The sequence below is a fragment of the Bradyrhizobium sp. CCBAU 51753 genome (assembly GCF_015291565.1).
In the GTDB taxonomy this organism is placed as follows: domain Bacteria; phylum Pseudomonadota; class Alphaproteobacteria; order Rhizobiales; family Xanthobacteraceae; genus Bradyrhizobium; species Bradyrhizobium ivorense.
In genome coordinates this window covers 5,482,286-5,505,819 of record NZ_CP030037.1, presented here as the reverse complement: position 1 = coordinate 5,505,819, position 23,534 = coordinate 5,482,286, and the positions used below count along the sequence as shown (strand labels likewise).

At 64.5% G+C, this 23,534-nt stretch carries 24 protein-coding genes; 14 read left to right on the top strand and 10 right to left on the bottom strand.

Annotated features, from left to right (window positions below):
• Window positions 1-288: 288 nt before the first annotated feature.
• Window positions 289-1,290, bottom strand: coding sequence for a dienelactone hydrolase family protein (locus tag XH93_RS25075; protein WP_194469541.1), 1,002 nt, complete (start codon window positions 1,288-1,290; stop codon window positions 289-291).
• 112 nt (window positions 1,291-1,402) lie between these two features.
• Complete coding sequence (locus tag XH93_RS25070; RefSeq protein ID WP_194469540.1) at window positions 1,403-1,816, bottom strand: DUF4260 domain-containing protein; 414 nt, start codon at window positions 1,814-1,816, stop codon at window positions 1,403-1,405.
• 174 nt (window positions 1,817-1,990) lie between these two features.
• On the opposite strand from XH93_RS25070, the gene XH93_RS25065 reads away from it, so the two are divergent.
• The 3 genes from XH93_RS25065 to XH93_RS25055 all read left to right on the top strand — a co-directional run bounded on the left by XH93_RS25065 (window position 1,991) and on the right by XH93_RS25055 (window position 4,880).
• Window positions 1,991-3,523 carry an acyl-CoA carboxylase subunit beta gene (locus XH93_RS25065; protein WP_139862930.1) on the top strand — a complete coding sequence of 511 codons (1,533 nt, stop codon included), beginning with the start codon at window positions 1,991-1,993 and terminating at the stop codon, window positions 3,521-3,523.
• 2 nt (window positions 3,524-3,525) lie between these two features.
• Window positions 3,526-4,203: a hypothetical protein gene (locus XH93_RS25060; protein WP_194469539.1), complete on the top strand. Its 678-nt coding sequence runs from the start codon at window positions 3,526-3,528 to the stop codon at window positions 4,201-4,203.
• Window positions 4,204-4,529: 326 nt separating this feature from the next.
• Window positions 4,530-4,880 carry a hypothetical protein gene (locus XH93_RS25055; RefSeq protein WP_194469538.1) on the top strand — a complete coding sequence of 117 codons (351 nt, stop codon included), beginning with the start codon at window positions 4,530-4,532 and terminating at the stop codon, window positions 4,878-4,880.
• Window positions 4,881-5,026: 146 nt separating this feature from the next.
• On the opposite strand, the gene XH93_RS25050 is transcribed toward XH93_RS25055, so the two are convergent.
• The 4 genes from XH93_RS25050 to XH93_RS25035 form a co-directional block, all read right to left on the bottom strand.
• Entirely contained in the window at window positions 5,027-6,604 is a 1,578-nt protein-coding gene (locus tag XH93_RS25050) for a winged helix-turn-helix domain-containing protein (RefSeq protein ID WP_194469537.1), read from the bottom strand.
• 119 nt (window positions 6,605-6,723) lie between these two features.
• Entirely contained in the window at window positions 6,724-7,014 is a 291-nt protein-coding gene (locus XH93_RS25045) for a cupin domain-containing protein (RefSeq protein ID WP_194469536.1), read from the bottom strand.
• An 86-nt stretch (window positions 7,015-7,100) separates the two neighbouring features.
• Window positions 7,101-7,451 (bottom strand): cupin domain-containing protein, encoded by a 351-nt coding sequence (locus tag XH93_RS25040; protein ID WP_194469535.1) that lies wholly within the window; start codon window positions 7,449-7,451, stop codon window positions 7,101-7,103.
• A gap of 133 nt (window positions 7,452-7,584) precedes the next feature.
• A complete protein-coding gene (locus tag XH93_RS25035; protein ID WP_194469534.1) occupies window positions 7,585-8,832 on the bottom strand; it encodes a glycerophosphodiester phosphodiesterase family protein in 1,248 nt (415 codons plus the stop codon).
• 161 nt (window positions 8,833-8,993) lie between these two features.
• On the opposite strand from XH93_RS25035, the gene XH93_RS25030 reads away from it, so the two are divergent.
• On the top strand, window positions 8,994-9,314 hold the full coding sequence (locus XH93_RS25030; RefSeq protein ID WP_194469533.1) for a twin-arginine translocation signal domain-containing protein: 321 nt from the start codon (window positions 8,994-8,996) through the stop codon (window positions 9,312-9,314).
• 86 nt (window positions 9,315-9,400) lie between these two features.
• Here XH93_RS25030 and XH93_RS25025 read toward each other — a convergent pair whose 3' ends face one another.
• Window positions 9,401-9,670 carry a GCG_CRPN prefix-to-repeats domain-containing protein gene (locus tag XH93_RS25025; RefSeq protein WP_139484396.1) on the bottom strand — a complete coding sequence of 90 codons (270 nt, stop codon included), beginning with the start codon at window positions 9,668-9,670 and terminating at the stop codon, window positions 9,401-9,403.
• Between the two features lie 308 nt (window positions 9,671-9,978).
• On the bottom strand, window positions 9,979-10,674 hold the full coding sequence (locus XH93_RS25020) for a helix-turn-helix transcriptional regulator (RefSeq protein ID WP_194469532.1): 696 nt from the start codon (window positions 10,672-10,674) through the stop codon (window positions 9,979-9,981).
• A 153-nt stretch (window positions 10,675-10,827) separates the two neighbouring features.
• Here XH93_RS25020 and XH93_RS25015 point away from each other — a divergent pair, with 153 nt between their 5' ends.
• Both XH93_RS25015 and XH93_RS25010 read left to right on the top strand, forming a co-directional pair.
• Window positions 10,828-11,136 carry an NIPSNAP family protein gene (locus XH93_RS25015; RefSeq protein WP_194469531.1) on the top strand — a complete coding sequence of 103 codons (309 nt, stop codon included), beginning with the start codon at window positions 10,828-10,830 and terminating at the stop codon, window positions 11,134-11,136.
• 116 nt (window positions 11,137-11,252) lie between these two features.
• Window positions 11,253-12,065, top strand: coding sequence for an oxaloacetate decarboxylase (locus XH93_RS25010; RefSeq protein ID WP_194469530.1), 813 nt, complete (start codon window positions 11,253-11,255; stop codon window positions 12,063-12,065).
• Between the two features lie 59 nt (window positions 12,066-12,124).
• Here XH93_RS25010 and XH93_RS25005 read toward each other — a convergent pair whose 3' ends face one another.
• Entirely contained in the window at window positions 12,125-12,520 is a 396-nt protein-coding gene (locus XH93_RS25005) for a hypothetical protein (protein ID WP_139484399.1), read from the bottom strand.
• Window positions 12,521-12,666: 146 nt separating this feature from the next.
• Here XH93_RS25005 and XH93_RS25000 point away from each other — a divergent pair, with 146 nt between their 5' ends.
• Window positions 12,667-13,311 carry a trimeric intracellular cation channel family protein gene (locus XH93_RS25000; RefSeq protein WP_194469529.1) on the top strand — a complete coding sequence of 215 codons (645 nt, stop codon included), beginning with the start codon at window positions 12,667-12,669 and terminating at the stop codon, window positions 13,309-13,311.
• A gap of 3 nt (window positions 13,312-13,314) precedes the next feature.
• On the opposite strand, the gene XH93_RS24995 is transcribed toward XH93_RS25000, so the two are convergent.
• On the bottom strand, window positions 13,315-14,553 hold the full coding sequence (locus XH93_RS24995; RefSeq protein WP_194469528.1) for a cytochrome c: 1,239 nt from the start codon (window positions 14,551-14,553) through the stop codon (window positions 13,315-13,317).
• 232 nt (window positions 14,554-14,785) lie between these two features.
• Here XH93_RS24995 and XH93_RS24990 point away from each other — a divergent pair, with 232 nt between their 5' ends.
• The 7 genes from XH93_RS24990 (at window position 14,786) to XH93_RS24960 (ending at window position 23,530) form a co-directional block, all read left to right on the top strand.
• The gene (locus XH93_RS24990) at window positions 14,786-18,280 is read left to right on the top strand and encodes an indolepyruvate ferredoxin oxidoreductase family protein (protein ID WP_194469527.1); all 3,495 of its coding nucleotides are present in this window, start codon (window positions 14,786-14,788) and stop codon (window positions 18,278-18,280) included.
• 37 nt (window positions 18,281-18,317) lie between these two features.
• The gene (locus tag XH93_RS24985; protein ID WP_194469526.1) at window positions 18,318-18,662 is read left to right on the top strand and encodes a hypothetical protein; all 345 of its coding nucleotides are present in this window, start codon (window positions 18,318-18,320) and stop codon (window positions 18,660-18,662) included.
• Between the two features lie 125 nt (window positions 18,663-18,787).
• Window positions 18,788-19,945: a thiolase domain-containing protein gene (locus XH93_RS24980; protein ID WP_194469525.1), complete on the top strand. Its 1,158-nt coding sequence runs from the start codon at window positions 18,788-18,790 to the stop codon at window positions 19,943-19,945.
• Window positions 19,945-20,334 carry a Zn-ribbon domain-containing OB-fold protein gene (locus XH93_RS24975; protein ID WP_194469524.1) on the top strand — a complete coding sequence of 130 codons (390 nt, stop codon included), beginning with the start codon at window positions 19,945-19,947 and terminating at the stop codon, window positions 20,332-20,334. The genes XH93_RS24980 and XH93_RS24975 overlap by 1 nt, the downstream gene beginning before the upstream one ends.
• Window positions 20,335-20,539: 205 nt before the next feature.
• Entirely contained in the window at window positions 20,540-21,400 is an 861-nt protein-coding gene (locus XH93_RS24970; RefSeq protein ID WP_194469523.1) for a MaoC family dehydratase, read from the top strand.
• A 184-nt stretch (window positions 21,401-21,584) separates the two neighbouring features.
• Window positions 21,585-22,466, top strand: coding sequence for an SDR family oxidoreductase (locus XH93_RS24965; protein ID WP_194469522.1), 882 nt, complete (start codon window positions 21,585-21,587; stop codon window positions 22,464-22,466).
• Window positions 22,467-22,573: 107 nt separating this feature from the next.
• A complete protein-coding gene (locus XH93_RS24960) occupies window positions 22,574-23,530 on the top strand; it encodes a dihydrodipicolinate synthase family protein (protein ID WP_139862861.1) in 957 nt (318 codons plus the stop codon).
• Window positions 23,531-23,534 lie beyond the last annotated feature (4 nt).

The following is a 23,534-nucleotide window of genomic DNA, read 5'->3' as shown; positions in this document are numbered from 1 at the left end:
GAAAGGTTGGAGAGACCATTCGGGTCGCTGTAGCAGAGCCGCATACTTTTGACCGGCGACGGTACAAACTTTCCTGCGATTTCCGGTGATGGTCGTAGTGTCCGCTACAGACCGTACCAATTCTGCTTTTGGCCCAAAACCGACATGCCGTGGTCACACGCCGATGTCCGGCTTTAGGGGGAAAGCCAACATGGCGGATTTACGAATACTAGCTTTCTATTTGAACGTGATCTCCGGGCAAACGCCGCGCGTTTGGGGGAAGCCGTTCACACTTTTCCGGATCATGCGCTAGCTCAGCTTGAACAGCGCGGTGAGAAAATCGCTGACCGCCTTGCGCGCCTCGAGCGCGGTGGCCGGGTTGCCGCCGACATGCGGGCTCAGCTCGACGCAGGCATCCTTGTAGCTGAACGGCGCCTGCGTCGCGGTGTTCATCAAGACGCCGCCTTCGCCCTCCTTGATGGTGCAGTGGCGCACGGTCTGCGCGCCCGTCGATTCCACCACCGTGTTGTTGCCGATCAGGCCGGCATCGAAGCCGTGCGCGGAATCAGGATATTCGGTCAGCACCACGTCGCGCTTGGCCTCTCGCAGCCGCGCGACATAGGCCTTGCAGCTTGCGACCGGGTTGTAGTCATCAGGCGTGCCGTGAAAGATCCGGATCGGCCGCGCCGCGACCTCGGTGTCGGTCAGATAGCTGGTCGAGCAGTCCGGATAGAACGGGATGTAGGCCGCGAACTGCGCGCCGGATTTGTTCCAGAGCTTGTGGAAGCGGTCGAGGCTTGCAAACAGCGCCGCCTGTCCGCCGCGCGAAAAGCCCATCAGCACGATCCGGTCAGGGTCGACGCGCGGATGCTTGGCGAGGATCTCCAGCGAGCGGTAGATGTCGACGATCAGGTTGAGCCGGCCGAGCAGGGCCTGGTTCGGCCCGGTCGCGGTCAGGCCGCGGCCGGAAAAACCGTCGATCACGAAGGTCGAGATACCCATGGCGTTGAAGTGGCGCACCCAGCCGTCCATCCCGGCGCCGACGCCGCTCGAGCCGTGCATCAGCACCACCACCGGCAGCCGGCCGGCGCCTTGCGCGATGCGCAATTCGCCCGCGGCGGTGACCGGTTTGCCGTTGGTATCGCCGGTCAAGAATTGCTGGTCGGAGATCGTCAGCGAGGGGATGCCGTAGATTTCGGTGCGGGCGGCGATCTCCTTCGGGATCTGCTGCGCGCTGGTCTCGATGCTGGCGAACAGCAGGGCACAGCAAAACGGCACGGCGGTCGCGATCAGGCGCCAGTTTATCAGCATCGGCTTCCCCCACATGTTTCTTGATTGGGCGCGACTAGACCAAGCGCGGTGCAGGCAGTCAATTTGCGGGCGCCGATGGCTGAGAGGTTTTCCGCATGCGACGCTGTCCACGTCAGGCGGGCTCGTCGCGCGTCTTGCCGATCCGCCCGAGATGGGTGTAGCCGAAACCCTTCGCATATTTCAGGCCGTAGCCGAGCGCGCGGTCGATGCCGATATGGGCGAGCCAGATCATCGCGATCGAGAGCACCAGCGGCTCGGCGCTGGCGAAGCCGATCGTCATCAGCACCATCGGCGCGAGATAGGCGTGGGCGGCGTTGTAGACGACGGCGCCGGCGCGCGGGCCGGCGAGATAGGCGGCAAAGCTCAAATCCGGCACCAGGAAGCACAGCACATAGAGCAGCCAGGAGCCGTCCCAGACCCCATACAGCACGGTCATGCCGACAAACAGCGCCAGTCCCTCCAGCCGGAGCAGGGTGCGAACCCCGCCAGTCGGCGCGCCGGTCTCGGCCGCGGTGGTCTCGTTCATGACTGCCTCCCCAACAACATCTTCGGAGGTAGGTATCGGAAAACCCTACCTTTTTTGCGCCCCACGCCGCCCACAGACCCGGTTTCCAGTTCGGAAAATGCCGTGCTAAAGCGTTTTCGAACGAAGCGGGACCGGTTCGCAGGTGCGAACTGTAGCTAATGCGGGCGGAGACAAATGAAAGACATCCTCGACACCCTCGAAGATCGGCGCGCCGGCGCCAAATTGGGCGGCGGCGAAAAGCGCATCGAGGCGCAGCACGCCCGCGGCAAGCTCACCGCCCGCGAGCGCATCGAGCTTTTGCTCGACAAGGGCTCGTTCGAGGAATTCGACATGTTCGTCGAGCACCGCTCCACCGAGTTCGGCATGGAGAAGACGAAGATTCCGGGCGACGGCGTCGTCACCGGCTGGGGCACCGTCAACGGCCGCAAGACGTTTGTCTTCGCCAAGGATTTTACGGTGTTCGGCGGCTCGCTCTCCGAAACCCATGCGCTGAAGATCACAAAACTGCAGGACATGGCGATGAAGGCGAGGGCGCCGATCATCGGCCTCTATGATGCCGGCGGCGCCCGCATCCAGGAAGGCGTCGCGGCGCTCGCGGGCTATTCCTACGTGTTCCGCCGCAACGTCATCGCCTCGGGCGTGATCCCGCAGATCTCGGTCATCATGGGCCCCTGCGCCGGCGGCGACGTCTATTCGCCGGCGATGACCGACTTCATCTTCATGGTGAAGAACACCTCTTACATGTTCGTCACCGGCCCCGACGTCGTGAAGACCGTCACCAACGAGGTGGTGACCGCGGAAGAGCTCGGCGGCGCCTCGGTGCACGCGACGCGCTCCTCGATCGCCGACGGCGCCTTCGAGAACGACGTCGATGCGCTCTTGCAGATGCGCCGGCTGATCGACTTCCTGCCGTCGAACAATTCCGACGGCGTGCCGGAATGGCCGAGCTTCGATTCCATCGAGCGCGTCGACAATTCGCTCGACACGCTGATCCCCGACAATCCGAACAAGCCCTACGACATGCGGGAGCTGATCCTGAAGGTGGTCGACGAGGGCGACTTCTTCGAGATCTCGGAAACCTTTGCCAAGAACATCATCACCGGCTTCGGCCGCATCGCCGGGCGCACGGTCGGCTTCGTCGCCAACCAGCCGATGGTGCTGGCCGGCGTGCTCGACAGCGACGCCTCGCGGAAGGCCGCGCGCTTCGTCCGGTTCTGCGACGCCTTCAACATCCCGATCGTCACCTTCGTCGACGTGCCGGGCTTTTTGCCGGGCACCGCGCAGGAATATGGCGGCCTGATCAAGCACGGCGCAAAGCTGCTGTTCGCCTATTCGCAGTGCACGGTGCCGCTGGTCACCATCATCACGCGCAAGGCCTATGGCGGCGCCTTCGACGTCATGGCGTCAAAGGAGATCGGCGCCGACATGAACTACGCCTGGCCGACCGCGCAGATCGCGGTGATGGGCGCCAAGGGCGCGGTGGAGATCATCTTCCGCAGTGACATCGGCGACCCCGACAAGATCACCGCCCGCACCAAGGAATACGAAGACCGCTTCCTCTCTCCCTTCATCGCCGCCGAGCGCGGCTACATCGACGACGTCATCATGCCGCACTCGACCCGGCGGCGGATCGCCCGGGCGCTGGCGATGCTGAAGGACAAGAAGGTGGAGATTCCGGCGAAGAAGCACGACAATTTGCCGTTGTGAACATGGCGAAAAAGAAGAGACCGGCTGCCAATGTCAGAGGGGAGGCTGTTGCGAAGGCTGAAGTCGTCGCAAAAGCAATTTATCAACGTAAGCATTCCACCACGCAGGTGATTCCACCCGACGTAACGCGTGCAAAGGCCGGTGCTTGGCTTACGTTGATTTCTCCGATTACAGAGTGGGCTGGGCTCAAAGGAGATCAGCTTCGGCACAAGCGTGATCTATTGCGCATACAGCAAGAAGCGACACTTAATCGCATCGCCGAGCTAGCAAATGATAAGATCGCCCAAGAAGGACGACTTGTCGCTGCAGTCCCTACCAAATTTCTAGTTCCCTTTCTGGAACGTGCTTCGCTTGAAGATGGCGATAGCGAACTATGTGATCGCTGGTCTGATTTGCTAGTGAGCGCCGCAGGTGAGTACGATCCGAGCATGATCAGATTCTCCGCAGTGTTGGCGGAAATTGGATCTGGTGAGGTACAGTTACTAAATCGTCTTGTGCGTAAGGCTCGCGGAAGCCGCGGGCTCACTCATATTGAAGATGTTCCGCACATCTTCGTCCAAAGTATGCTGGGAAAATTCGTCGACAATAATGTCAAGAGTGATGTAGCTGACGGGGAAAAACGAAGGTATCATCGATTCATACGAATATCCCGGTACTGTTTGGACGTTCGTGGGTATTGATTCAGAAGACTACTTCGATTTCAGTCATCCTGATTGGTCTGAAAAGGATGAAGCTATTGCGTCGAACTTGGTAAGCCTTGGCGTTCTGCATCTGTTGGATGGAGTCGGTGGAAGTGCGGGGTTGGAATGGACCGGCCGACTCTATGCTCTCACCTCCTTCGGGCTTCGCTTTCTTTTGGCTTGCGATCGCAACTTGAAGCGTGAATTGGACTCGCTCAACGAGGCGCTCACAGGTAAGTCTTAAGGCAGACGAGCGATGCGCAATTCGTCATTGCGACAATAGACGCTGTACGCGCGCCTGCCTAACACGGTCTGCGAGCTTGTACATGAAGGTCGAGGATGATCCGTCGGACGAAATCTCCGAGCTCGAAGCGCGGATCGAGGAACTTGCGGAGAGCGCCGAGCGATCTCGCAGGATCATTCTCGGCTCGAAGATCGCCATCGCCGCCGGCTTCGCGCTGCTGCTGATCACGCTGCTCGGCCTGTTCGGCGCCGGGCAGTCCGCCGCGCTCGGATCGATTGCGCTGATCCTCGGCGGCATCGTGTCGTACGGGTCGAATGTCAGCACCTTGCGGCAGACCGAGGCCGCGATCGGCGAGGCCGAGGCGCGCCGGTCGGAATTGATCGGCCGGATCGGCCTTCGCTTGGTTCACGATGCGCCGCTGAAGTTGATGTGAGGGACGGCTTGCGCCAATCGTCGCCCGGATGAGCGGCTTGTCCGCCGAAGCCTTGGCGAAGGCGGAAGCGATATCCGGGGCATCTCTGTCGGCGCGGCAAGGTTTACCCGCGTGTCGTTGCGCTCATGCGGGCTACATCATCGCGGTCACTCCGGCAGGCCGGCATCGCGCAGCGCGTTCGCGAACGTCGCAAAATCCTCAGTGCGGCGAAACGGCGTCAGCTCTCTCAAGGTGGCGGCGCGCAGATTGGGGTTGCATTGCCGCGCCTGCAGGACCGCGCCGCCTGCCGGCCCGGGCCGTCCCGCCAGCGCACTGCTGGCCGCAAAAACGCACAGCGAGAGCAGGTAGGCGGGATGATCGCGCAGTGCGTTTTCGGCGCACGAGGCCGCGGCATCATGGCGGCCGGCCAGAAAATGCGCATACGCCATGGCTCCGTGCGCCTCGTGCTGGGTGGAGGGATCGAGCGGGTTGAGCCGCATGGCGTGCGCCGCGTGCTCGAACACGAGGTCCGGCTCGCCCCTCCAGACCCGCAGCCAGGCACTGGTGCCCCAGGCCTGCGCAAAGTTTGGATTGATGGCCAGGGCCCGATCGATGAAGGCCGCGGCGTCGTCGAACTCCTCGGCGATGAAGGCGAGGGCATATGCACCGACGTAGAGCGCAGCCGGATCATCCGCGCCGAGATCGACGGCCTTGCGCGCCAGCCGCGTCGCCTCGGCACGTTCGCGCGCGTGATCGTCGATCCAGCCATTGGCCTTGCGCCGGACGTAGCACCAGGCGGCCATGCCGTAGGCGCAGGCGAGACTGCGGTCGAGCTCGATCGCCTTGGTGAACAGCCGCAGCGCCTCGCTATTTGCGGCGTTGTCGGACCAGCGCGCCTTGGTCAGGCCGCGCAAGTAATGGTCGTAGGCGTCGAGACTTTCGGTCGGCTTGCGCCTGGCCCGCTTGATCGCCTCACGCTGCAGTTTCGGGGCGATGGCGCCGACGACGCTGGACGCCAGGTTGTCCTGCAGATCGAACATGTCCTCGATCGGCCCCTCGAAATGATCTGCCCAGAGATGGACGCCGGTGTCGGCATCGATCAGCTGTCCCGCGATCCGCATGCGGTGTCCGCCCTTGCGCACGCTGCCCTGCAGCACGTAGCGCACGCCGAGCTCGCGGCCGACCTGCTTCACGTCGACGGGCCGGCCCTTGTAGGAAAAGCTCGAATTGCGGGCGATCACGAACAGCCAGCGAAAGCGCGACAGCGCGGTCGTGATGTCCTCGACGACGCCGTCGGCAAAATAGTCCTGCTCCGGATCGGAGCTGAGATTGGCAAACGGCAGCACGGCGATCGAGGGACGATCCGGCAGGGTGAGGGCGGCGGGTCTGGGCGGCTCGGCCGGCCTGTCGGTGATGGCCGCGCCCGCGGACATCGGTAGCTCCCGCACCGCGGCAACGAAACGAAAACCCTTCCGCGGCAGCGTCTTGATCAGGCGCTGCGCCTCGCCGCTATCGCCGATCGCGGCGCGCACGGCGTTCAGCCGCGTGGTCAGCGCGGCCTCGGAGACGATGCGGCCGTTCCAGACCGCCTTGATGAGATCGTCCTTGCTGACGACCCGCTCGCGGTTGCGGATCAGATGTTCGAGCAGGTCGAACACCTGCGGCGCAATGGAAACGACATCCGGGCCGCGCTGCAGCTCGCGCCGGTCGGTGTCGAGTGCGAACTCCTCGAATTGATAGCGCAAGCTGCCAATCCCTCGGGCAGTCTCCCCATCGCAGGGAGGTGGCTCTGGTGCACAGAATAAGTCGCCGGCAAGCGAAATGTAAGCCGACTTGCCTGCCGGCAACAACGCCTGCGACAAATCTACCGCTTCACCGGCTCGCTGACCGGTTTGCCCTTCTCGACCACGAACACGTTGAAGGTCTTTGCGGGCGCGCTTGCTTTGTTATTGGCTTCGTGAACGACGCCGGGCTCGTTGTGATAGGACTGTCCTGCGCCATAGGTTTTCGCTTCGCTGCCTTCCTTTCTGCCGACGACTTCGCCCTCGAGCACGGTCGTGTATTCGTCGCCGGGGTGGGTGTGAAGGCCGGTGCCCGAACCTGGCGGCCACTCGACGATCAGCGCGACAACCTCCTTGTCCGGTTGTCCCGTCATCCTTCGAGACGCGCGCAAGGGCGCGCTCCTCCAGCGAAAGGCGTAGCCTTTGCGCGGGGATGACGGCACCGAGCGCCGGCGCGAGCCTAACTCGATGCCAGCGGCACGTAGTCGTATTCGCCGACGCCTTGCAGGATCAGGAAGGTCAGCGACGTCGTGCCCGCATTGGTGACGAGGTGCGGGCGGGTCGGCCTGACAGCGTAGACTTCGCCGGGCTTCAGGTTCACTTCCTCCTTCGGCTCCTGCAGGAACAGCCGCATCTGGCCTTCCAGCACGTAGAAGGTATCCGAGATGTTGCTGTGGGTGTGCCACGGCACCTTCTGGGTCGGCGAGAGCTGCAGCTCCTGGATGCGGAAGCCGGGGCGGGCGGCGTGCTGGGCGCGGCGCTCGACTTCGTAGAGGTGGCTGGCGTCCTTGATCGGTTGTCCCTGCTTCATGGCGGCCTCCCTGTCGTTGCTCCCGTGGTCGGGGAGAGGGGGCATGCTAACCGGGTTCTGTGGTTCGCGAAACTACTCGCGCCGCCGCTCTATCCCACGTCGTCCCGGCCTTCGCCGGGACGACGGGTGGGCCTCACTTCATCCCCATGCAGTTGGCATAGAATGTCGTGGTCGCCGGCCAGTCGGAGAACATCGCGCGGACGCCGACCTGTTTTGCCAGCACGTCGAGCACGGTCAGCGTGTCGCCGTCGCGGTCGATCGCCGCCTTCATCGATTTGTGGTAGAAGCCGCCGCCCTTGTGCAGCGGGCCGTCGCGCTCCAGCGACCAGCCGATCAGCTCGAGGCCGGCGGCCTTCGCGGCTTTGGCGTAGGCCGACGGCACGATCTCGCCCTTGTCGTTCAGCGCCAGCATCGCGTAGATCGGCGGCCCGAGGATCGCGACGCCCGATGCCTTCAGCTCCTGCATCGAGGGCTTCCAGGTCTCCGGTCTGTTCGGATCGAGGCCGTCCTTCTCGTAGCGCTCCTCGAGATAGACCGCCTGCTTTGCAAAATCCGGCTCGGTCTTTACCCAATAAACGATGTCCTTGAGGCTAAAGCTTTGTGCGAACACGTCGCTCGCCGGAATGCCGGCGGCCTTGTAGGCGGCGAGCATTTGCGTCGCATATTTTTCCTGGGTGTAATCGCCGTCGAACGGCATCGGCACTTCCGCCGCCTTCAGTTCCGGCGTGAACTTTGCGCCGAGGCTTTTGATCAGCGCGATGCTCTCGTCATGGGTCATCAGCGTGCCTGATGTGGCGTAGAGGTCGGTGCGCCAGCGCGGCGTGCCGTTCAAAAATTCCTCCACGGTCGTGGCCGCCGGGTTGAAGCCGTCCATCTTCGCGGTCAGCCGCTTGAACTCGGCGAGCGTGATGTCCGAGGTGCAGCATTTGGCCGACGCCTTCCTGCCAGTGGCGGGATCGGCCGGGCTGAATCCCTGCGTGCACTTCGCGGCGAGGTCGGGCACCGTCAAAATGTTGGTCGTGGTGTGCAGGTCGCATTGCGAGTGGCGGCAGACCAGCTGGCGGTCTTTTGTGAAGGTGACGTCGCATTCGATCACGCCGGCGCCCATCCGCGCGGCGGCGAGATAGGCCTCCCGGCTGTGCTCGGGGAATTGCAGCGCGGCGCCGCGGTGGCCGATCGAGAAATCCGATCTGTGGAACGGGCCGGTGCACTGCGCGAGCTGCTGCTTCAGCGGCCCGTCCTTCATCTTGTCGACCAGATAGAACGGCCGCGGCCCGAGCTGCGCCTCGCGCGGCAGCGCGATGTCTTGCGCCGCGGCCGGCAGCGCCGTGCCTGATATCAGCAGGATCGAGAGCAAAGCGGCGCGGTGTCGGGCTGGCATGGGTGGTCCCCCTCGGGAAGCGTTGTCGTCAGGCGCTCCATCATGGCGCATGTGAGGGCCGTATGCGACGGCGGTCCCGTGTGCGGTTCAGCCGGCGTTCAGATCGGCGCGACGAGACTTGGCTGCGTGACCTCAAGCAACATCGGGAAAGGAAATCTGTCATGGAACGCCGGGATTTTCTCAAGATCGCCTGCGGTGCCGCCGCGGGCGTCGCAGCCTTCGCCGCCACCGCGCAGGCCGCGCCGCTCGCACCGCATCCGCTCAATGAAGATGCAAAGCTGCCGGGCGATGCGCAGGCCCAACCCGCCGTGACCTCGGGTGAGGAAGCTGCGCGCCTCAAGCCGGAAGAGGTGCGCTGGCATCATCACCGCCACTGGGGCTGGCGCCATCGCCATTGGGGCTGGCGCCATCGCCATTGGGGCTGGCGCCGGCGTTGGCACCGCCGGCATTGGCGCCGTCACTGGCGTCGCCGCTATTGGTGAGGCGCACGCGGCGCAGCCGCGGGCTTCCGCACACAAAGAAAAACCCCGCGCGAGGCGGGGTTTTGTTTACTCGGTTCAAGCCGCGATCAGATCGGGCGGCAGCGGCCGTAGCGCCAGGCGAATCCATAGGGGCAGGCGCGCACCCGGGGCGCCACCACGACGGGGCGCTCAACCACGACCGGAGGCCTGACCACGACAGCAGGGCCGGGGGCGACCACGACCGGGCCACGGTTTCTGACGCAGCCGCCATAGGGACCGCGATGCCAGCCGGGGCCGCAGCCACCGGCTGCTTCCGCTGCACTCATTCCGGCGAACGCGGTCGTCACCAAAACTGCCGCTGCAAAAAGATACTTCATGTGTTCTCCCTTTGATTTGGGCCGCACTGCGGCACCGCAACAAACATTCACTCACCGATTCGCCCGGCCGGATCATTGCAGAAGCCGTGCCTTGTGTCGCCGACCATAATGTTGCGGGCTGAATGCGACATGAATGTTGCAGGGCTGCGTCAGGGCGACGCAACCCTAAGGATATGCAGGGCAGTCAAACCAAAATGATGAACCGCCGCTAAAGCGCGATGAGATTGGGTGAATCGTCATCGCGCTTCAGCTCTTTGTTTGAGCATGATCTTTTCGGAAAACCGCTTCACACTTTTCCGGATCATGCTCTATTCGCCGGCCCCGAACAGCGCCGCGAACCGTTTCTCGCCGTTGCGCGAGAAATTGACCACGCGGCTGCCGGGCGTAGAGTCCCGCACCGCCCATTTCAGTTCGGTGAAACGGTCCATCAGCGCCGCGCCGAGGGTGCCGGCGAGATGGTGCCGCCGCTCGCTCCAGTCGAGGCAGGCCTTGCACACCGGACGGCGCGGATGCGTCAGCGCATCGGCGTCGATCTGCAGCTCCTCGGCCATGAAGCGCTTGCCCTCGCCGGTGAGCTCGATCGCCTGCTTGCTCTGGCGCACCAGCCGCTGCCGCCGCATGCTGTCGAGCATCTGCACGCCGAGATCGCCGGCGAGATGGTCGTAGCAGATGCGGGCGCGGCGCAGCGCCGGATCCTTCGGCCCGGTGCGCACCCGCATGTGGCCGGCGCGGGCGGCGATGCCCTGCAGGCCCTCGAGCACGGCGGCAACGTCGGGATCGGTGAGGCGATAGTAGCGGTGGCGGCCCTGTTTCTCCGGCTCGATCAGCCCGCCGGCCTCGAGCTTGGCGAGATGCGAGCTTGCGGTCTGCGGCGTGATGCCGGCCTCCTGCGCCAGCTCGCTCGCGGTCAGCGCGCGGCCGGTCATCAGCGCGGTCAGCATGTTGCAGCGGGCGGGATCGCCGACCAAAGCGGCGACGCGAGAGATGTCGGGTCCTGCTTTCATAGTTCGATGGTAGCCGAAGCATCGACGTCGGGCAAGCTGATAGTCTCTCACCATCGCGTCATTGCGAGCGAAGCAATCCATCGCGCGGCATGCGGGGAAGCATGGATTGCTTCGCTAGCGCTCGCAATGACGGCGAACAAAGAGGGAGTTGCAATGACCGTCACCGTCTTCATCCGCTACCAGCTCGATCCGTTCAAGCGCGCGATGTTCGAGCAGTACTCGAAAAACTGGCTTTCGATCATCCCGCGCTGCGGCGGCGATCTGATCGGCTACTGGATGCCGCATGAGGGCACCAACAACATCGCCTTCGCGCTGATCTCGTTCCAGAACCTCGCCGCCTACGAGGCGTATCGGGCGCGGCTGCGCCAGGACGAAGAGGGCGTGGCGAACTTCAACTTCGCCGAAGAAAATCGCTTCATCCTGGCGGAGGAACGGACATTTCTGCGCAAGGTCGAGCTATAGTCACTACGCGACACGCGCGCGAGCGTTCGGTTCTGATCCAATCCGCGCCGAAGCACTAGCGAGCGCGAGCGCACGCGCCTATCTCAGCGCGGCCAACCAAACTCCGGGAGAGAGTCATGCTGCCAACTGCTGACAAACGCGCCACCTTCAAGAAGCTGCACGAGAGCGGATGCTTCATCATTCCAAACCCGTTCGATGTCGGCAGCGCGGTTGCGCTCCAGCATCTCGGCTTCAAGGCGCTGGCCTCGACCAGCGCGGGCTTTGCCTGGACCATCGCCAAGGCCGACAACCGCGTCACGGTCGACGACGTCTGCAATCATCTGACCGCGGTGTGCGCAGCGGTCGATATTCCCGTCAACGCCGACTATGAGGGCGGCTTCGCCGTCGAGCCCGACAAGGTCGCCGTCAACGTCGCGCGCGGCGTCAAGACCGGCGTCGCCGGGCTCTCAATCGAGGACTCCACCGGTGACGCGGCCAATCCGCTGTACGAGCACAAGCTCGCGGTGGAGCGCATCAAGGCGGCGCGCAAGGCGATCGACGCCGACAACTCTGGCGTGCTGCTCACCGGCCGCTGCGAGGCCTTTCTGTGGGGCAAGCAGGACATCAAGCTGGTGATCGAGCGGCTGCAGGCCTATTCCGACGCCGGTGCCGACGTACTGTATTCGCCGGGCATCAAGACCAAGGAGGACATCACCGCGGTGGTGAAGGCGGTGGCCCCGAAGCCGGTCAACCTCTTGATCGGCGGGCCGGGCCTGTCGCTGCAGGAGGTCGCCGATCTCGGCGTGCGCCGGATCAGCGTCGGCGGGTCGCTGGCGCGGATGGCCTGGGTGGGGTTCATGAAGGCCGCGAAGGAGATGGCCGAGCAGGGCACCTTCGCCGAATTCGCCAACGGCTATTCCGGCGGCGAGCTCAACAAGATGTTCAAGTAGCCGGATATGAAAGCAGCGGGCCGATCAGGCCCGCTGCTCCGGCCGATCCCACGTGTAGATTACTTGTTCTTGTCGCCGGTCGCATCCGACGGCGGGCTCGCGGGCTGTGCCGGCGCCGCGCCGGTCGTCGTGCCGGGCTGGCTGTTTGGCTTCGGCGTCACGTCACGCATGCCCGGAGGCGCCCCGGCCGGATTGGCGGGTTGGGTCTGCGCGGTCTGACTCGACGGGGTCGTGCCGGCCTCCTTCACCGAGGTGTTGTTCAGCCCGTAGAACAGGGCGCCGAGCACCACCGCCACCGCAACGGCGAACATCGCGATCTTGGTGCCGCTGGCCGGCCCCTCCGCGAGTTCGGGATCTGGCTGCAGCTCATTGTCCAGACTGTTGAAGCGCGCCTGACGGCGGATTTCGTCATCGGTCAGGTTGGCGCGATACGGATCGTCAGGGTGGTTCGTCATTTCAAGGTTCCTCCGTTAGCACCCCAAAAGCTAAACGCAGGGGACAATGGCTGGCGCCGGAGGATGTTCCGCGCCAATGTTGCAACCTCTTCATCATGGAACCGGCGATTCCCGGAGTTCCATGCCCGTTCCATGAGGCCTTCGCAATGTGGACCCTGCCGCCCACCGATTCGGTGCTGCACGTGCTTTCGTTCATCGCGGTTGCGGCGCAGTCGATGACGGCGGCGCTTGCGGCGGGAAAGCGCAGCATGGATTGGGCCGGCGTCTGCATGCTCGGGGCGATCACCGCGCTCGGCGGCGGCACCATCCGCGACGTGCTGCTCGGGCATTACCCGCTGGTCTGGGTCGCACATCCGATCTATCTCGTGATTGCGGGAGTGGCGGCGCTGGTCACCATTGGGCTGGCGCGGCTGGTGGTGAGGCTCAATCTCGCCTTCCTCGTGCTCGACGCGATCGGGCTCGTGGTGTTCACGATGGCCGGCTGCGACGTCGCCTGGCAGGTCGGCGTTCCCGTGGCGATCGTGATCGTCTCCGGCATGATCACGGGCTGCGCCGGCGGCGTACTGCGCGACATCCTCTGCAACGAGGTGCCGCTGCTGTTTCGCAGCGAGCTGTACGCCAGCGTCTCCGTGGTCACCGGGCTGTTCTACGCCGCCGCCCTCCGCCTGCAGCTGAACGACACGCTCTGGGCGGTGCTGCTGACCTTCGTGCTCGGCCTGACCTTCCGGCTGCTCGCGATCCGCTACAAATGGGAGATGCCGAAATTCGTGTTCAGCGGCGAGGAGCGCTGAGCGCTATCTCGTCTTGCTATTTTCCTTGCGCGCCTTCGCGACCTCGTCTGCGGTGACCGCGGGCGCCGCATTGCCCCAGGCATTGCGGATGTAGGTCGTGACATCGGCGATCTCCTGATCCGTCAGCTTCGGATAGGCCGGCATCGAGCCGGTGTTCGGCGCCCGCGGCGTCGTCATGCTCTGTGCGCCATCGAGGATGATGCGCAGCGTGCTCGCGGGATCGGCCGATTGCAGATTGGCGTTGCCGGGCAGCGGCGGATAGATCCGCGGCGCGCTGGAGCCATCGAGCTCATGGCAGGCGACGCAGGCGCCGCGGTAAATCCGCTCGCCGTCGCTCATCTGCTCCGGGGAGGGCGTCGTGACCGCGGGCTCCGGCGCGCCGGCCGGCAGGCTCTTCAGATAGACCGCGATCGCCCGCACGTCGGCATCGCTCATCTTCGACGTCGAATTGAGCACCACCTCGGACATCAAGGGACCGGCATGGCTGCGCGCATTGCGGCCGCTCTGCAGATACTCGACGATGTCGTCCACGCTCCACGATTTCAACCCGCTGCGCGCGGCGCCATCGAGCCTTGGCGCGAACATGCCTTGAACCACATTGCCGCCGAAGGCCTGGTCGCGCTTGTCGGCGCCGAAGATATTCTTGGGCGTATGGCAAGCGCCGCAATGGGCGAGGCCCTCGACCAGATAGCGGCCGCGATTCCATTCCGCGCTCTTGCCCTGGTCCGGCTGGATGATGCCTGGTGTCAGGAACAGGGCGTTCCACGCCCGCATCAGCCCGCGATAGTTCAGCGGCCAGCGCAACTCCGGCGGCGGCGCTTGGTTGCTGACCGGGCCGAGCGTCGCGAGATAGGCGCGGATCGCCAAAATGTCGTCGCGGATCAGTTTTGTGAAATTGGGGTAGGGGAAGGCGGGGTAATAACGCGCCCCCGTCGGCGAGACGCCGGTACGCAGGGCGCGGACAAAATCCACGTCGCTCCAGCCGCCGATGCCGGTATCGCGGTCGGGCGTCAGGTTCGGCGAGAACACCGCGCCGAACGGCGTATCGATCCGCTTGCCGCCGGCAAACGGCTTGGCCGGATCGGCGGTGTGGCAGCTCGCGCAATCACCCGCGATGGTCAGCGCCTTGCCGCGGGCGATGATCTCGTCGGCCGGCGCGGCCGCGCATTCGCGGGCCGCGAACGCAGCGCACAACAGGGCGGTGGCCAGAATCGTTGCGGTTGCTCGACCTCGTCGCGTCATTCGTCCACCGTCCGGCCCGCACGGCGCGTTCCGCCATTTCGCCGCAGGCCTGTCCTGCGACAGAAACCGAAACGCGCTCGCGATATTCCCGGCACGAAGTTGCGATTTTCGAGCAAGCGGCTTCATGGCTCAGAATTGTGCTGCGCGCAGCGAAAAATCCGACATAGACTGGTTCTAACAAGCTCGGATGACTAGCTAAATCAGTCGTCGCGACCAGCAAGAAGAGGGCTAAATGGGAATCAACCAGGGTCCTATCAGTCTCGACCAGAAGTATACCCAAGGCACCGGCCAGGTCTTTCTGACCGGCATCCAGGCCCTGGTCCGCCTGCCGATGGCGCAGATCAGACGCGACCGCGCCGCAGGCCTCAACACGGCAGGCTTCGTCTCCGGCTATCGCGGTTCCCCGCTCGGCGGCTACGACCAGCAGCTGTTCGCGGCCAGAAAACATCTCGAGCAATACAACGTCAAATTCCAGCCCGGCGTGAACGAGGACCTGGCGGCCACCGCGATCTGGGGCTCGCAGCAGCTCGGGCTGTCGCCCGGCGCCAAATACGACGGCGTGGTCGGCATCTGGTACGGCAAGGGCCCCGGCGTCGACCGCTGCGGCGACGTATTCCGGCACGGCAATGCCGCCGGCTCCGCCAAGCATGGCGGCGTACTTTGTCTGGCCGGCGACGACCACGGCGCAAAGTCTTCCACCGTCCCGCATCAGTCCGACCACGCCTTCATCTCCGCGCTGATGCCCTACCTCTACCCCTCCAGCATCCATGAAATGATCGAGATGGGCCTTTTGGGTATCGCGATGTCGCGCTACTCGGGCTGCTGGGTCGGCATGAAGGTGATCACCGAGACGGTGGAGACCACGGCCGAGATCGACCTCACCGACGAAATGACGCCGTTCATCATCCCGCCGGATTTCGAGCTGCCGCCGGGCGGGCTGAACATCCGCTGGCCCGACGACCGCTTCGAGCAGGACCGGCGCTTGCAGGACTACAAGGGCTTTGCCGCGATCGCCTTTGCCCGCGCCAACAAGGTCAACCGCGTCACGATGGATTCGCCGAACGCGCGCTACGGCATCATGGCCTCGGGCAAGAGCTATGAGGACATCCGCCAGGCGCTGCGCGAGCTCGGCATCACGCCCGAGATCGCCGCCAAGATCGGCATCCGCCTCTACAAGATCGGCATGCCCTGGCCGCTGGAGCCGGAAGGCGTGCGCAATTTCGCCGTCGGCCTCGAGGAGATCTTCATCGTCGAAGAACGGCGTGAGATCGTCGAGAACCAGGTCAAGCAGGAGCTGTTCAACTGGCGTGACGACGTCCGTCCGCGCATCGTCGGCAAGATGGACGATCACGACAAGCGGTTTCTGACCTTCGCCGCCGAGCTGAGCGTTGCCTCGCTGGCGAGCTCGCTCACCGAGCGGCTGCTTCGATTGAATCTCAATCCCGAAATCGCGGAGATGCTGCGCGCCAAGGCCGACTGGTTCAACGGCCGGCAGTCGACGCAGATGCAGGCGACGGCGCCGATCAGCCGCACGCCGTATTTCTGTTCGGGCTGTCCGCACAACACCTCGACCAAGGTGCCGGAGGGCAGCCGCGCCATGGGCGGCATCGGCTGCCACTTCATGGCGCTGTGGATGAACCGCTCCACCGAGACCTTCACCCATATGGGCGGCGAGGGCGTGCCGTGGGTCGGCATCTCGCCGTTCACCAACGAGAACCACATCTTCGCCAATCTCGGCGACGGCACCTATTTCCACTCCGGCATTCTCGCGATCCGGCAGTCGATCGCCTCGAAGGCCAACATCACCTACAAGATCCTGTACAACGACGCCGTCGCGATGACCGGCGGCCAGCGCCATGACGGCGATCTGTCACCGCAGCAGATCACCTTCCAGCTTCATGCCGAAGGCATCCGCGAGATCTACCTGGTCTCGGAGAATCCGGATGCCTATCCGGCCGACACCATCGCGCCGGGCGTCAAGCTCTACCATCGCGACGAACTCGAGAACGTCCAAAAGCTGTGCCGCGAAACCAAGGGCACCTCGGCGATCGTGTTCGTGCAGACCTGCGCCGCCGAGAAGCGGCGTCGCCGCAAGCGCGGCCTGATGGAGGATCCGCCGCGCCGCGTGCTGATCAATCCCGCGGTCTGCGAAGGCTGCGGCGACTGCTCGGTGCAGTCGAACTGCATCTCGGTCGAGCCGCTGGAGACCGAGCTCGGCCGCAAGCGCACCATCAACCAGTCGACCTGCAACAAGGACTATTCCTGCGTAAAGGGCTTTTGCCCGTCCTTCGTCACCGTCGACGGCGGCAAGCTGCGGCAGCGCGCGCCCGCCGAGCTTGGCGATATCGGCGCGTTGCCGGAGCCGGCCGCGAAGCCCGCGCTCGACCGGCCCTACAACATTGCGATCGGCGGCGTCGGCGGCACCGGCGTGCTGACGATCGGTGCGCTGCTCGGCATGGCCGCCCATATCGAGGGCAAGGCCTCGATGATCCTCGACATGTCCGGCCTGGCGCAAAAGGGCGGCGCGGTGCTCAGCCACGTCCGGCTCTCCGAGCACACCGCCGACGTGACCTGCTCGCGTATCGTGACCGGCACCGCCGATCTCGTGCTCGCGGCCGATGAGGTGGTGGCGGTCTCCAAGGACACCATGACGCTCTGTGATGCGAGCCGCACCGTCGGCATCATCAACAGCCATGTGATTCCGACCGCGGATTTCATCCTGAACCGCGACTTCAACTTCCAGACCCGCAAGGTCAACCACGTGCTGGAGACCGAGCTGCGCAAGGACTCCGCGTTCTTCGACTTCACCAAGCCGGCCGAGGCGCTGCTCGGCGACTCCATCGCCACCAACATGATGATGATGGGATTTGCCTATCAGCGCGGCCTGCTGCCGCTGTCGGCGGAGGCGATCGAGAAGGCGATCGAGGTCAACGGCGTCTCGATCAAGATGAACACCGAGGCGTTCCGGCTCGGGCGCCTTGCCGCCGTCGATCCGGCGCGGCTGGCCGCGATGATGAAGGGGCAGGATGACGACGTCGCCGCGCCGAAGACGCTGGATGCGATGTCGCTCGACGAGATCATCACCCATCGCATGGCGCTGTTGACCGACTACCAGAGCTCGCGCCTCGCAAAACGTTATCGCAAGCTGGTCGACCAGGTCCGCGACGTCGCCGGCAAGGGCGGCTACGGCGAGGCGCTGCCGCGTGCGGTCGCGATCAACTACGCAAAGCTGCTCGCCTACAAGGACGAGTATGAGGTGGCGCGGCTGTTCAGCGATGGCCGTTTCGAGAAGCAGCTGCGCGACCAGTTCGAGGGCGACTTCAAGTTCAACTTCAATCTCGCCCCGCCGATCCTCGGCGGCGGCCTCGATGCGCAGGGCCGGCCGAAGAAGCGCGCCTTCGGCTCCTGGATGATGTCCGCGTTCAGGGTGATGGCGAAATTCCGCTTCCTGCGCGGCACGCCGCTCGACATCTTCGGCTACAGCGCCGATCGCAAGATCGAGCGCGACTTGATCGCGGGCTACGAGAAGGACGTCGCGACGGTGCTGGGCCTGCTGTCGCCGCTCAATCACGACATCGCAGTCGAGCTGCTCTCGCTGCCGGATCGCATCCGCGGCTACGGCCCGGTGAAGGAGAAGGCGATCGCGGAGGCAAAAGTTCGCTACGCGCAACTCGCCGCCGACCTTGCCAACCCGCCGCCCGCGCCAAGGCAGATGGCGGCGGAGTAGGGTGACGACACCGGTCCTCTGTGATGGCGGGTAGCTAATGGACGTGACCAAGAAAATCGTTACGCAGTTGCCGCCCAGTGAACTCTGGAACGAAGACGGTCCGTTGGATGCGCATCGCGTTGAGAATGTAGGGGCGGCGGAAGTCGTGGGGCTCTTGCAGAACGGCGCAACCTTTGTGATTGCGGATGTAGGATTACCGCTTCGGTGGATCCCTGAGGACGATCGCCTCGCCTTTTGGAAAGACGAAGTGAAGGGTCGGCTAGTCGCTTCAGACGCGAATAGTTTTCACCTCGAAGACTACCCGGGCAACTACTGCTACGTCGCGGCGATGTGGTCATGCGCGTCGCTTGGGGCGGTGATCGTCCTGGAAAAACATCACTAGTTCACTTGATCCGCGGCCGCGCAACTCCTGACAGTCTCGCCTGACGGAATATTTCCGCGCTTGCCAAGGCCGCAGCGGCGGTTCAGAAAAACGCTGGAGATGAGGAAACGCCAGCGGAGAGCGATTTGACCATCAAGGGCAAGGCCTACATTGCCGGGATATTCGAACATCCCACCCGGCACGCACCCGATAAATCAACAGCACAGCTGCACGCCGAGGTCGCCAAGGGCGCGATCGAGGATGCCGGGCTGACCAAGGACGACATCGACGGCTATTTCTGCGCCGGCGACGCGCCGGGCGGACTGTGGCCGATGGTCGATTATCTCGGCCTCAACACCAAGAAGCTGCGCCATGTCGATTCCACCGAGACCGGCGGCTGTTCCTATCTGATCCATCTCGGCCACGCCGCCGAGGCGATCGCCGTCGGCAAGTGCTCGGTCGCGCTGGTGACGCTGGCGGGCAAGCCGCGCACCGGTCCGATGCCGCTGCGGGCCGCCGGCGGCGAGGCCGATTTCGAGTCCGCCTACGGGGCAACCACCCACAATGCCTACGGCATGTGTGCCATGCGCCATATGCACGACTACGGCACCACCTCCGAGCAGCTGGCCTGGATCAAGGTCGCGGCCTCGCATCACGCGCAATACAATCCGCACGCGATGCTGAAAGAGGTCGTCACCGTCGAGGACGTCTTGAACTCGCCGATGATCTCCGACCCGCTGCACCGGATGGATTGCTGCGTCGTCACCGACGGCGGCGGCGCGATGATCGTCACCACGCCCGAGATTGCCAAGAGCCTGAAGAAGCCGCTGGTGCGGCTGATCGGCCATGGCGAGGCGATGAAGGGGCCGCGCGGTGGCAAGGATCTCGACCTGACTTATTCCGCCGGCGTGTGGTCCGGTCCGCGCGCCTTCGAGGAAGCGGGCGTGACACCGAAGGACATCAAGTATGCCTCGATCTATGACAGCTTCACCATCACGGTGCTGATGCAGCTCGAGGACCTCGGCTTCTGCAAGAAGGGCGAGGGCGGCAAGTTCGTCGCCGACGGCAATCTGATCTCCGGCGTCGGCAAGCTGCCGTTCAACACCGATGGCGGCGGCCTCTGCAGCAACCATCCGGTCAACCGCGGCGGCATGACCAAGATTCTCGAGGCCGTGCGCCAGCTGCGCGGCGAGGCGCATCCGAAGGTGCAGGTGAAGAACTGCGACCTCGCGATCGCCCACGGCACCGGCGGTCTGCTCGGCGTTCGCCACGCCGCCTCAACCTGTATTCTGGAGCGTGCGTGATGTCCGAAGCGAAGAAGTACAATGCCCCGGTGACCAATCCGGAGACCGCGCCGTTCTGGGAAGCGGCCAAGGCGGGCAAGTTCATGATCAAGCGCTGCACCACCTGCGGCGAGGCGCATTACTTCCCGCGTGCGATCTGCCCGTTCTGCTTCTCCGACAAGACGGTGTGGGAAGAATCGAGCGGCGAGGCCACGGTCTACACCTACAGCCTGATGCGGAAGTCGCCGACCGGTCCCTACGCGATCGCCTATGTGACGCTGAAGGAAGGCCCGTCGCTGCAGACCAACATCGTCGATTGCGATCTGGAGAAGGTGAGGATCGGCCAGAAGGTGAAGCTGGTGTGGAAGCCGACCGACGGCGCGCCGTTGCCGTTCTTCACGCCGGCCTAAGAAGTACCTTCTCCCCTTGTGGGAGAAGGTGGCAGCCGAAGGCTGCCGGATGAGGGGTATCTCTCCGCGCGTCGAGTCTCTCTGCGGAGGCAACCCCTCACCCAAGTGAGTTTGTTGCGCTGCTTGTGTAGCCCTCTCCCACAAGGGGAGAGGGCGCTGTAACGGACACCACGCCGCAGAGAGAAAATTCGGGGAGAAACGACAAATGCCGATCGTGTACGAACAGCTGATGGCCCTGAAAAATCTCGGCCAGAAATACAGCTACAGCGACCGCGAGGTGATGCTGTACGCCTACGGCATCGGCATGGGTGCCGATCCGATGGACGAGAAGGAACTCGCCTTCGTCAACGAAGGCGTGCTGACGCCGCGTCCGCTCAAGGTGGTGCCGACGTTTGCGTCGGTCGCCGCGTGGGGCGCCGGGCCCGGCGAGATGAATCTCAACCGCGTGATGGTGGTCGACGGCGAGCGCGACATCACCTTCCACAAGCCGTTTTCGACCGCGGCCCACATCACCGCCGACTCCACGGTCCTCGATGTCTTCGACAAGGGCAAGGACAAGGGCGCGGTGATCCGTCACCAGACCGTGCTGAAAGACGAGAAGGGCGACAAGCTCGCAACCCTGGTCGCCTCGCGCTTCGCCCGCGGCGACGGCGGCTTTGGCGGCCCGTCGGACGGCCAGCCCGACCCGCACAAGGTGCCGGAGCGCGCGCCAGACCAAATCGTCGACATCACGACGCGGCCCGACCAGGCGCTGGTCTACCGGCTCTGCGGCGACCGCAACCCGCTGCATTCCGATCCGGAGTTCGCGAAAAGGGCCGGCTTCCCGCGGCCGATCCTGCACGGCATGTGCACCTACGGCATCACCTGCCGCGGCGTGCTGCAGACCTACGCCGATTACGATCCCGCCGCCTTCAAGCAGCACGTGGCGCGGTTCTCCTCGCCGGTGTTTCCCGGCGAGACCGTGACCATGGAGCTGTGGAAGGACGGCAATGTGGTGTCGTTCGAGGCCAAGGTGAAGTCGCGTGGCGTCACCGTAATCCGCAACGGCAAGACGGTGCTGGCTTAGCCACGCGCAGCGGCCGTTGGCTCCCTCGCCCCGCTTGCGGGGAGAGGGTGGGGTGAGGGGCTCTCACCGCGCGTAGTGACCGTGGTGAGACCTGTACCCCCTCACCCGGATCGCAAGGGCGATCCGACCTCTCCCCGCAGGCGGGGAGAGGTGAAGAAGAAAGAACAAAACGGAGAAAACAACCATGGGATTACTCGACGGCAAGGTGGCTCTGATCACGGGCGCCGGCGGCGGACTGGGTGAGGCCTACGCAAAGCTGTTCGCGCGCGAGGGCGCGGCGGTCGTGGTCAACGATCTCGGCGGGCCGCGCGACGGCTCCGGCGCTGACACGTCGATGGCCCAGAAGGTGGTCGATGCGATCAAGGCCGAGGGCGGCCGTGCGGTCGCCAACGGCGCCGACATCTCGACCTTGGCCGGCGGCCAGTCGGTGTTCGACGACGCCATCAAGCATTTCGGCCGCGCCGATATCCTGGTCAACAACGCCGGCATCCTGCTCGACGAGACCTTTCACAAGGCCAAGGAAGCCAACTGGGACAAGGTGCTGAAGGTGCACCTCAAGGGCACCTTCTGCTGCACCCAGCCGGTGTTCAAATGGATGCGCGACAATGGCGGCGGCGTCATCGTCAATACGTCCTCGACCTCGGGGCTGATCGGCAATTTCGGCCAGACCAATTACGGCGCCGCCAAGGGCGGCATCTGGGGCCTCTCCAACGTGCTGGCGATCGAGGGCCGCAAGTACAACATCCGGATCTGGACGCTGGCGCCGGGCGCGCTGACCCGCATGACCGCGGACCTGCCGCGCTACAAGGAGAACCCCGGCGCGGCGCTCGGGCCGGATGGCATCGCGCCGGCCGTGCTCTACATGGTCAGCGACCTCTCGGGCGACCAGACCGGCAAGGTGCTCGGCGTCTCCGGCCCGCGCGGCGTGCGCGAGATGCGGATGATGGAAATGGAGGGCTGGACGCCGCCGTTCACGGGCTGGAAGGCCGAGGACATCGTCACCCACGCCAAGGAGATCTTCTTCTCCGAAGAGGAGATCAAGAAGTCGGCGCGGCGGTTCAAATAGGGGAACGCCATTCCCGGGGCGAGCCTGCGGCAGGCGGCGCATTCCCGATGCGCAATGGCGGATCGGGAAATGACGCGGTATAGAGAGCGGGAACAAACGAGGCATCCATGACAAAACTCACCGCCCAGGCCGCCGGCACCTTCGCCATCGCGCCGACCCCGTTCCATGACGATGGCCGCATCGACGAGGCCTCGATCGACCGTCTCACCGATTTCTACACCGATGTCGGCTGCGACGGCGTCACGGTGCTGGGCATTCTGGGCGAGGCGCCGAAGCTCGATGCCGCCGAGGCCGAGCAGGTGGCGCTGCGCTTCGTCAAGCGGGCCAAGAAGCTGCAGGTGATCGTCGGCGTCTCGGCGCCGGGCTTTGCCACCATGCGCGCGCTGGCCAAGAAGTCGATGGATGCGGGCGCTGCCGGTGTCATGATCGCGCCGCCGCCGCATCTGCGCACCGACGACCAGATCACCGGCTATTTCAAGCAGGCGCAGGAAGCGATCGGCGACGACATTCCGTGGGTGCTGCAGGATTATCCGCTGACGCTGACCGTGCAGTTCACGCCCGCGGTGATCCGCAAGATCGTGATGGATTCGCCGTCCTGCGTGATGCTCAAGCACGAGGACTGGCCGGGGCTGGAGAAGATCTCGACGCTGCGCAACTTCCAGAAGGACGGCTCGCTGCGGCCGCTGTCGATTCTGGTCGGCAATGGCGGCCTGTTCCTCGACTTCGAGATGGAGCGCGGCGCCGACGGCGCGATGACCGGCTACGCCTTCCCGGAGCTTTTGATCGACGTCGTCAATCTCTCCAAGGCCGGCAAGCGCGACGCCGCGCACGATCTGTTCGACGCGCATCTGCCGCTGATCCGCTACGAGCAGCAGCCGGGCGTCGGCCTCACCGTGCGCAAATACGTGCTGCAGAAGCGCGGCATCATCTCCTCCAGCGCGCAGCGCAAGCCGGGCGCGGTGATCACGCCGCAGGCGAGGGCGGAGGTCGACTATCTGCTGTCGCGGGTGGCGCGGGTCGACCGCCGCGCCAATCTGCAGCCGCAATCCAGCGCGGCGGGCTAAGACC

Bases quoted from the DNA above. Each gene is read 5' to 3' on its own strand.
- XH93_RS25010 (WP_194469530.1), top strand. From the start codon at position 11,253: ATGCTGCCAACTGCTGACAAACGCGCCACCTTCAAGAAGCTGCACGAG.
- XH93_RS24965 (WP_194469522.1), top strand. From the start codon at position 21,585: ATGGGATTACTCGACGGCAAGGTGGCTCTGATCACGGGCGCCGGCGGC.
- XH93_RS25025 (WP_139484396.1), bottom strand. From the start codon at position 9,670: ATGAAGTATCTTTTTGCAGCGGCAGTTTTGGTGACGACCGCGTTCGCC.
- XH93_RS25035 (WP_194469534.1), bottom strand. From the start codon at position 8,832: ATGCCAGCCCGACACCGCGCCGCTTTGCTCTCGATCCTGCTGATATCA.
- XH93_RS25030 (WP_194469533.1), top strand. From the start codon at position 8,994: ATGGAACGCCGGGATTTTCTCAAGATCGCCTGCGGTGCCGCCGCGGGC.
- XH93_RS25065 (WP_139862930.1), top strand. From the start codon at position 1,991: ATGAAAGACATCCTCGACACCCTCGAAGATCGGCGCGCCGGCGCCAAA.
- XH93_RS25000 (WP_194469529.1), top strand. From the start codon at position 12,667: ATGTGGACCCTGCCGCCCACCGATTCGGTGCTGCACGTGCTTTCGTTC.
- XH93_RS24975 (WP_194469524.1), top strand. From the start codon at position 19,945: ATGTCCGAAGCGAAGAAGTACAATGCCCCGGTGACCAATCCGGAGACC.
- XH93_RS25045 (WP_194469536.1), bottom strand. From the start codon at position 7,014: ATGACGGGACAACCGGACAAGGAGGTTGTCGCGCTGATCGTCGAGTGG.
- XH93_RS25015 (WP_194469531.1), top strand. From the start codon at position 10,828: ATGACCGTCACCGTCTTCATCCGCTACCAGCTCGATCCGTTCAAGCGC.
- XH93_RS25055 (WP_194469538.1), top strand. From the start codon at position 4,530: ATGAAGGTCGAGGATGATCCGTCGGACGAAATCTCCGAGCTCGAAGCG.
- XH93_RS24960 (WP_139862861.1), top strand. From the start codon at position 22,574: ATGACAAAACTCACCGCCCAGGCCGCCGGCACCTTCGCCATCGCGCCG.
- XH93_RS25040 (WP_194469535.1), bottom strand. From the start codon at position 7,451: ATGAAGCAGGGACAACCGATCAAGGACGCCAGCCACCTCTACGAAGTC.
- XH93_RS24985 (WP_194469526.1), top strand. From the start codon at position 18,318: ATGGACGTGACCAAGAAAATCGTTACGCAGTTGCCGCCCAGTGAACTC.
- XH93_RS25070 (WP_194469540.1), bottom strand. From the start codon at position 1,816: ATGAACGAGACCACCGCGGCCGAGACCGGCGCGCCGACTGGCGGGGTT.
- XH93_RS25060 (WP_194469539.1), top strand. From the start codon at position 3,526: ATGGCGAAAAAGAAGAGACCGGCTGCCAATGTCAGAGGGGAGGCTGTT.
- XH93_RS25075 (WP_194469541.1), bottom strand. From the start codon at position 1,290: ATGCTGATAAACTGGCGCCTGATCGCGACCGCCGTGCCGTTTTGCTGT.
- XH93_RS24970 (WP_194469523.1), top strand. From the start codon at position 20,540: ATGCCGATCGTGTACGAACAGCTGATGGCCCTGAAAAATCTCGGCCAG.
- XH93_RS24990 (WP_194469527.1), top strand. From the start codon at position 14,786: ATGGGAATCAACCAGGGTCCTATCAGTCTCGACCAGAAGTATACCCAA.
- XH93_RS24995 (WP_194469528.1), bottom strand. From the start codon at position 14,553: ATGACGCGACGAGGTCGAGCAACCGCAACGATTCTGGCCACCGCCCTG.
- XH93_RS25005 (WP_139484399.1), bottom strand. From the start codon at position 12,520: ATGACGAACCACCCTGACGATCCGTATCGCGCCAACCTGACCGATGAC.
- XH93_RS25020 (WP_194469532.1), bottom strand. From the start codon at position 10,674: ATGAAAGCAGGACCCGACATCTCTCGCGTCGCCGCTTTGGTCGGCGAT.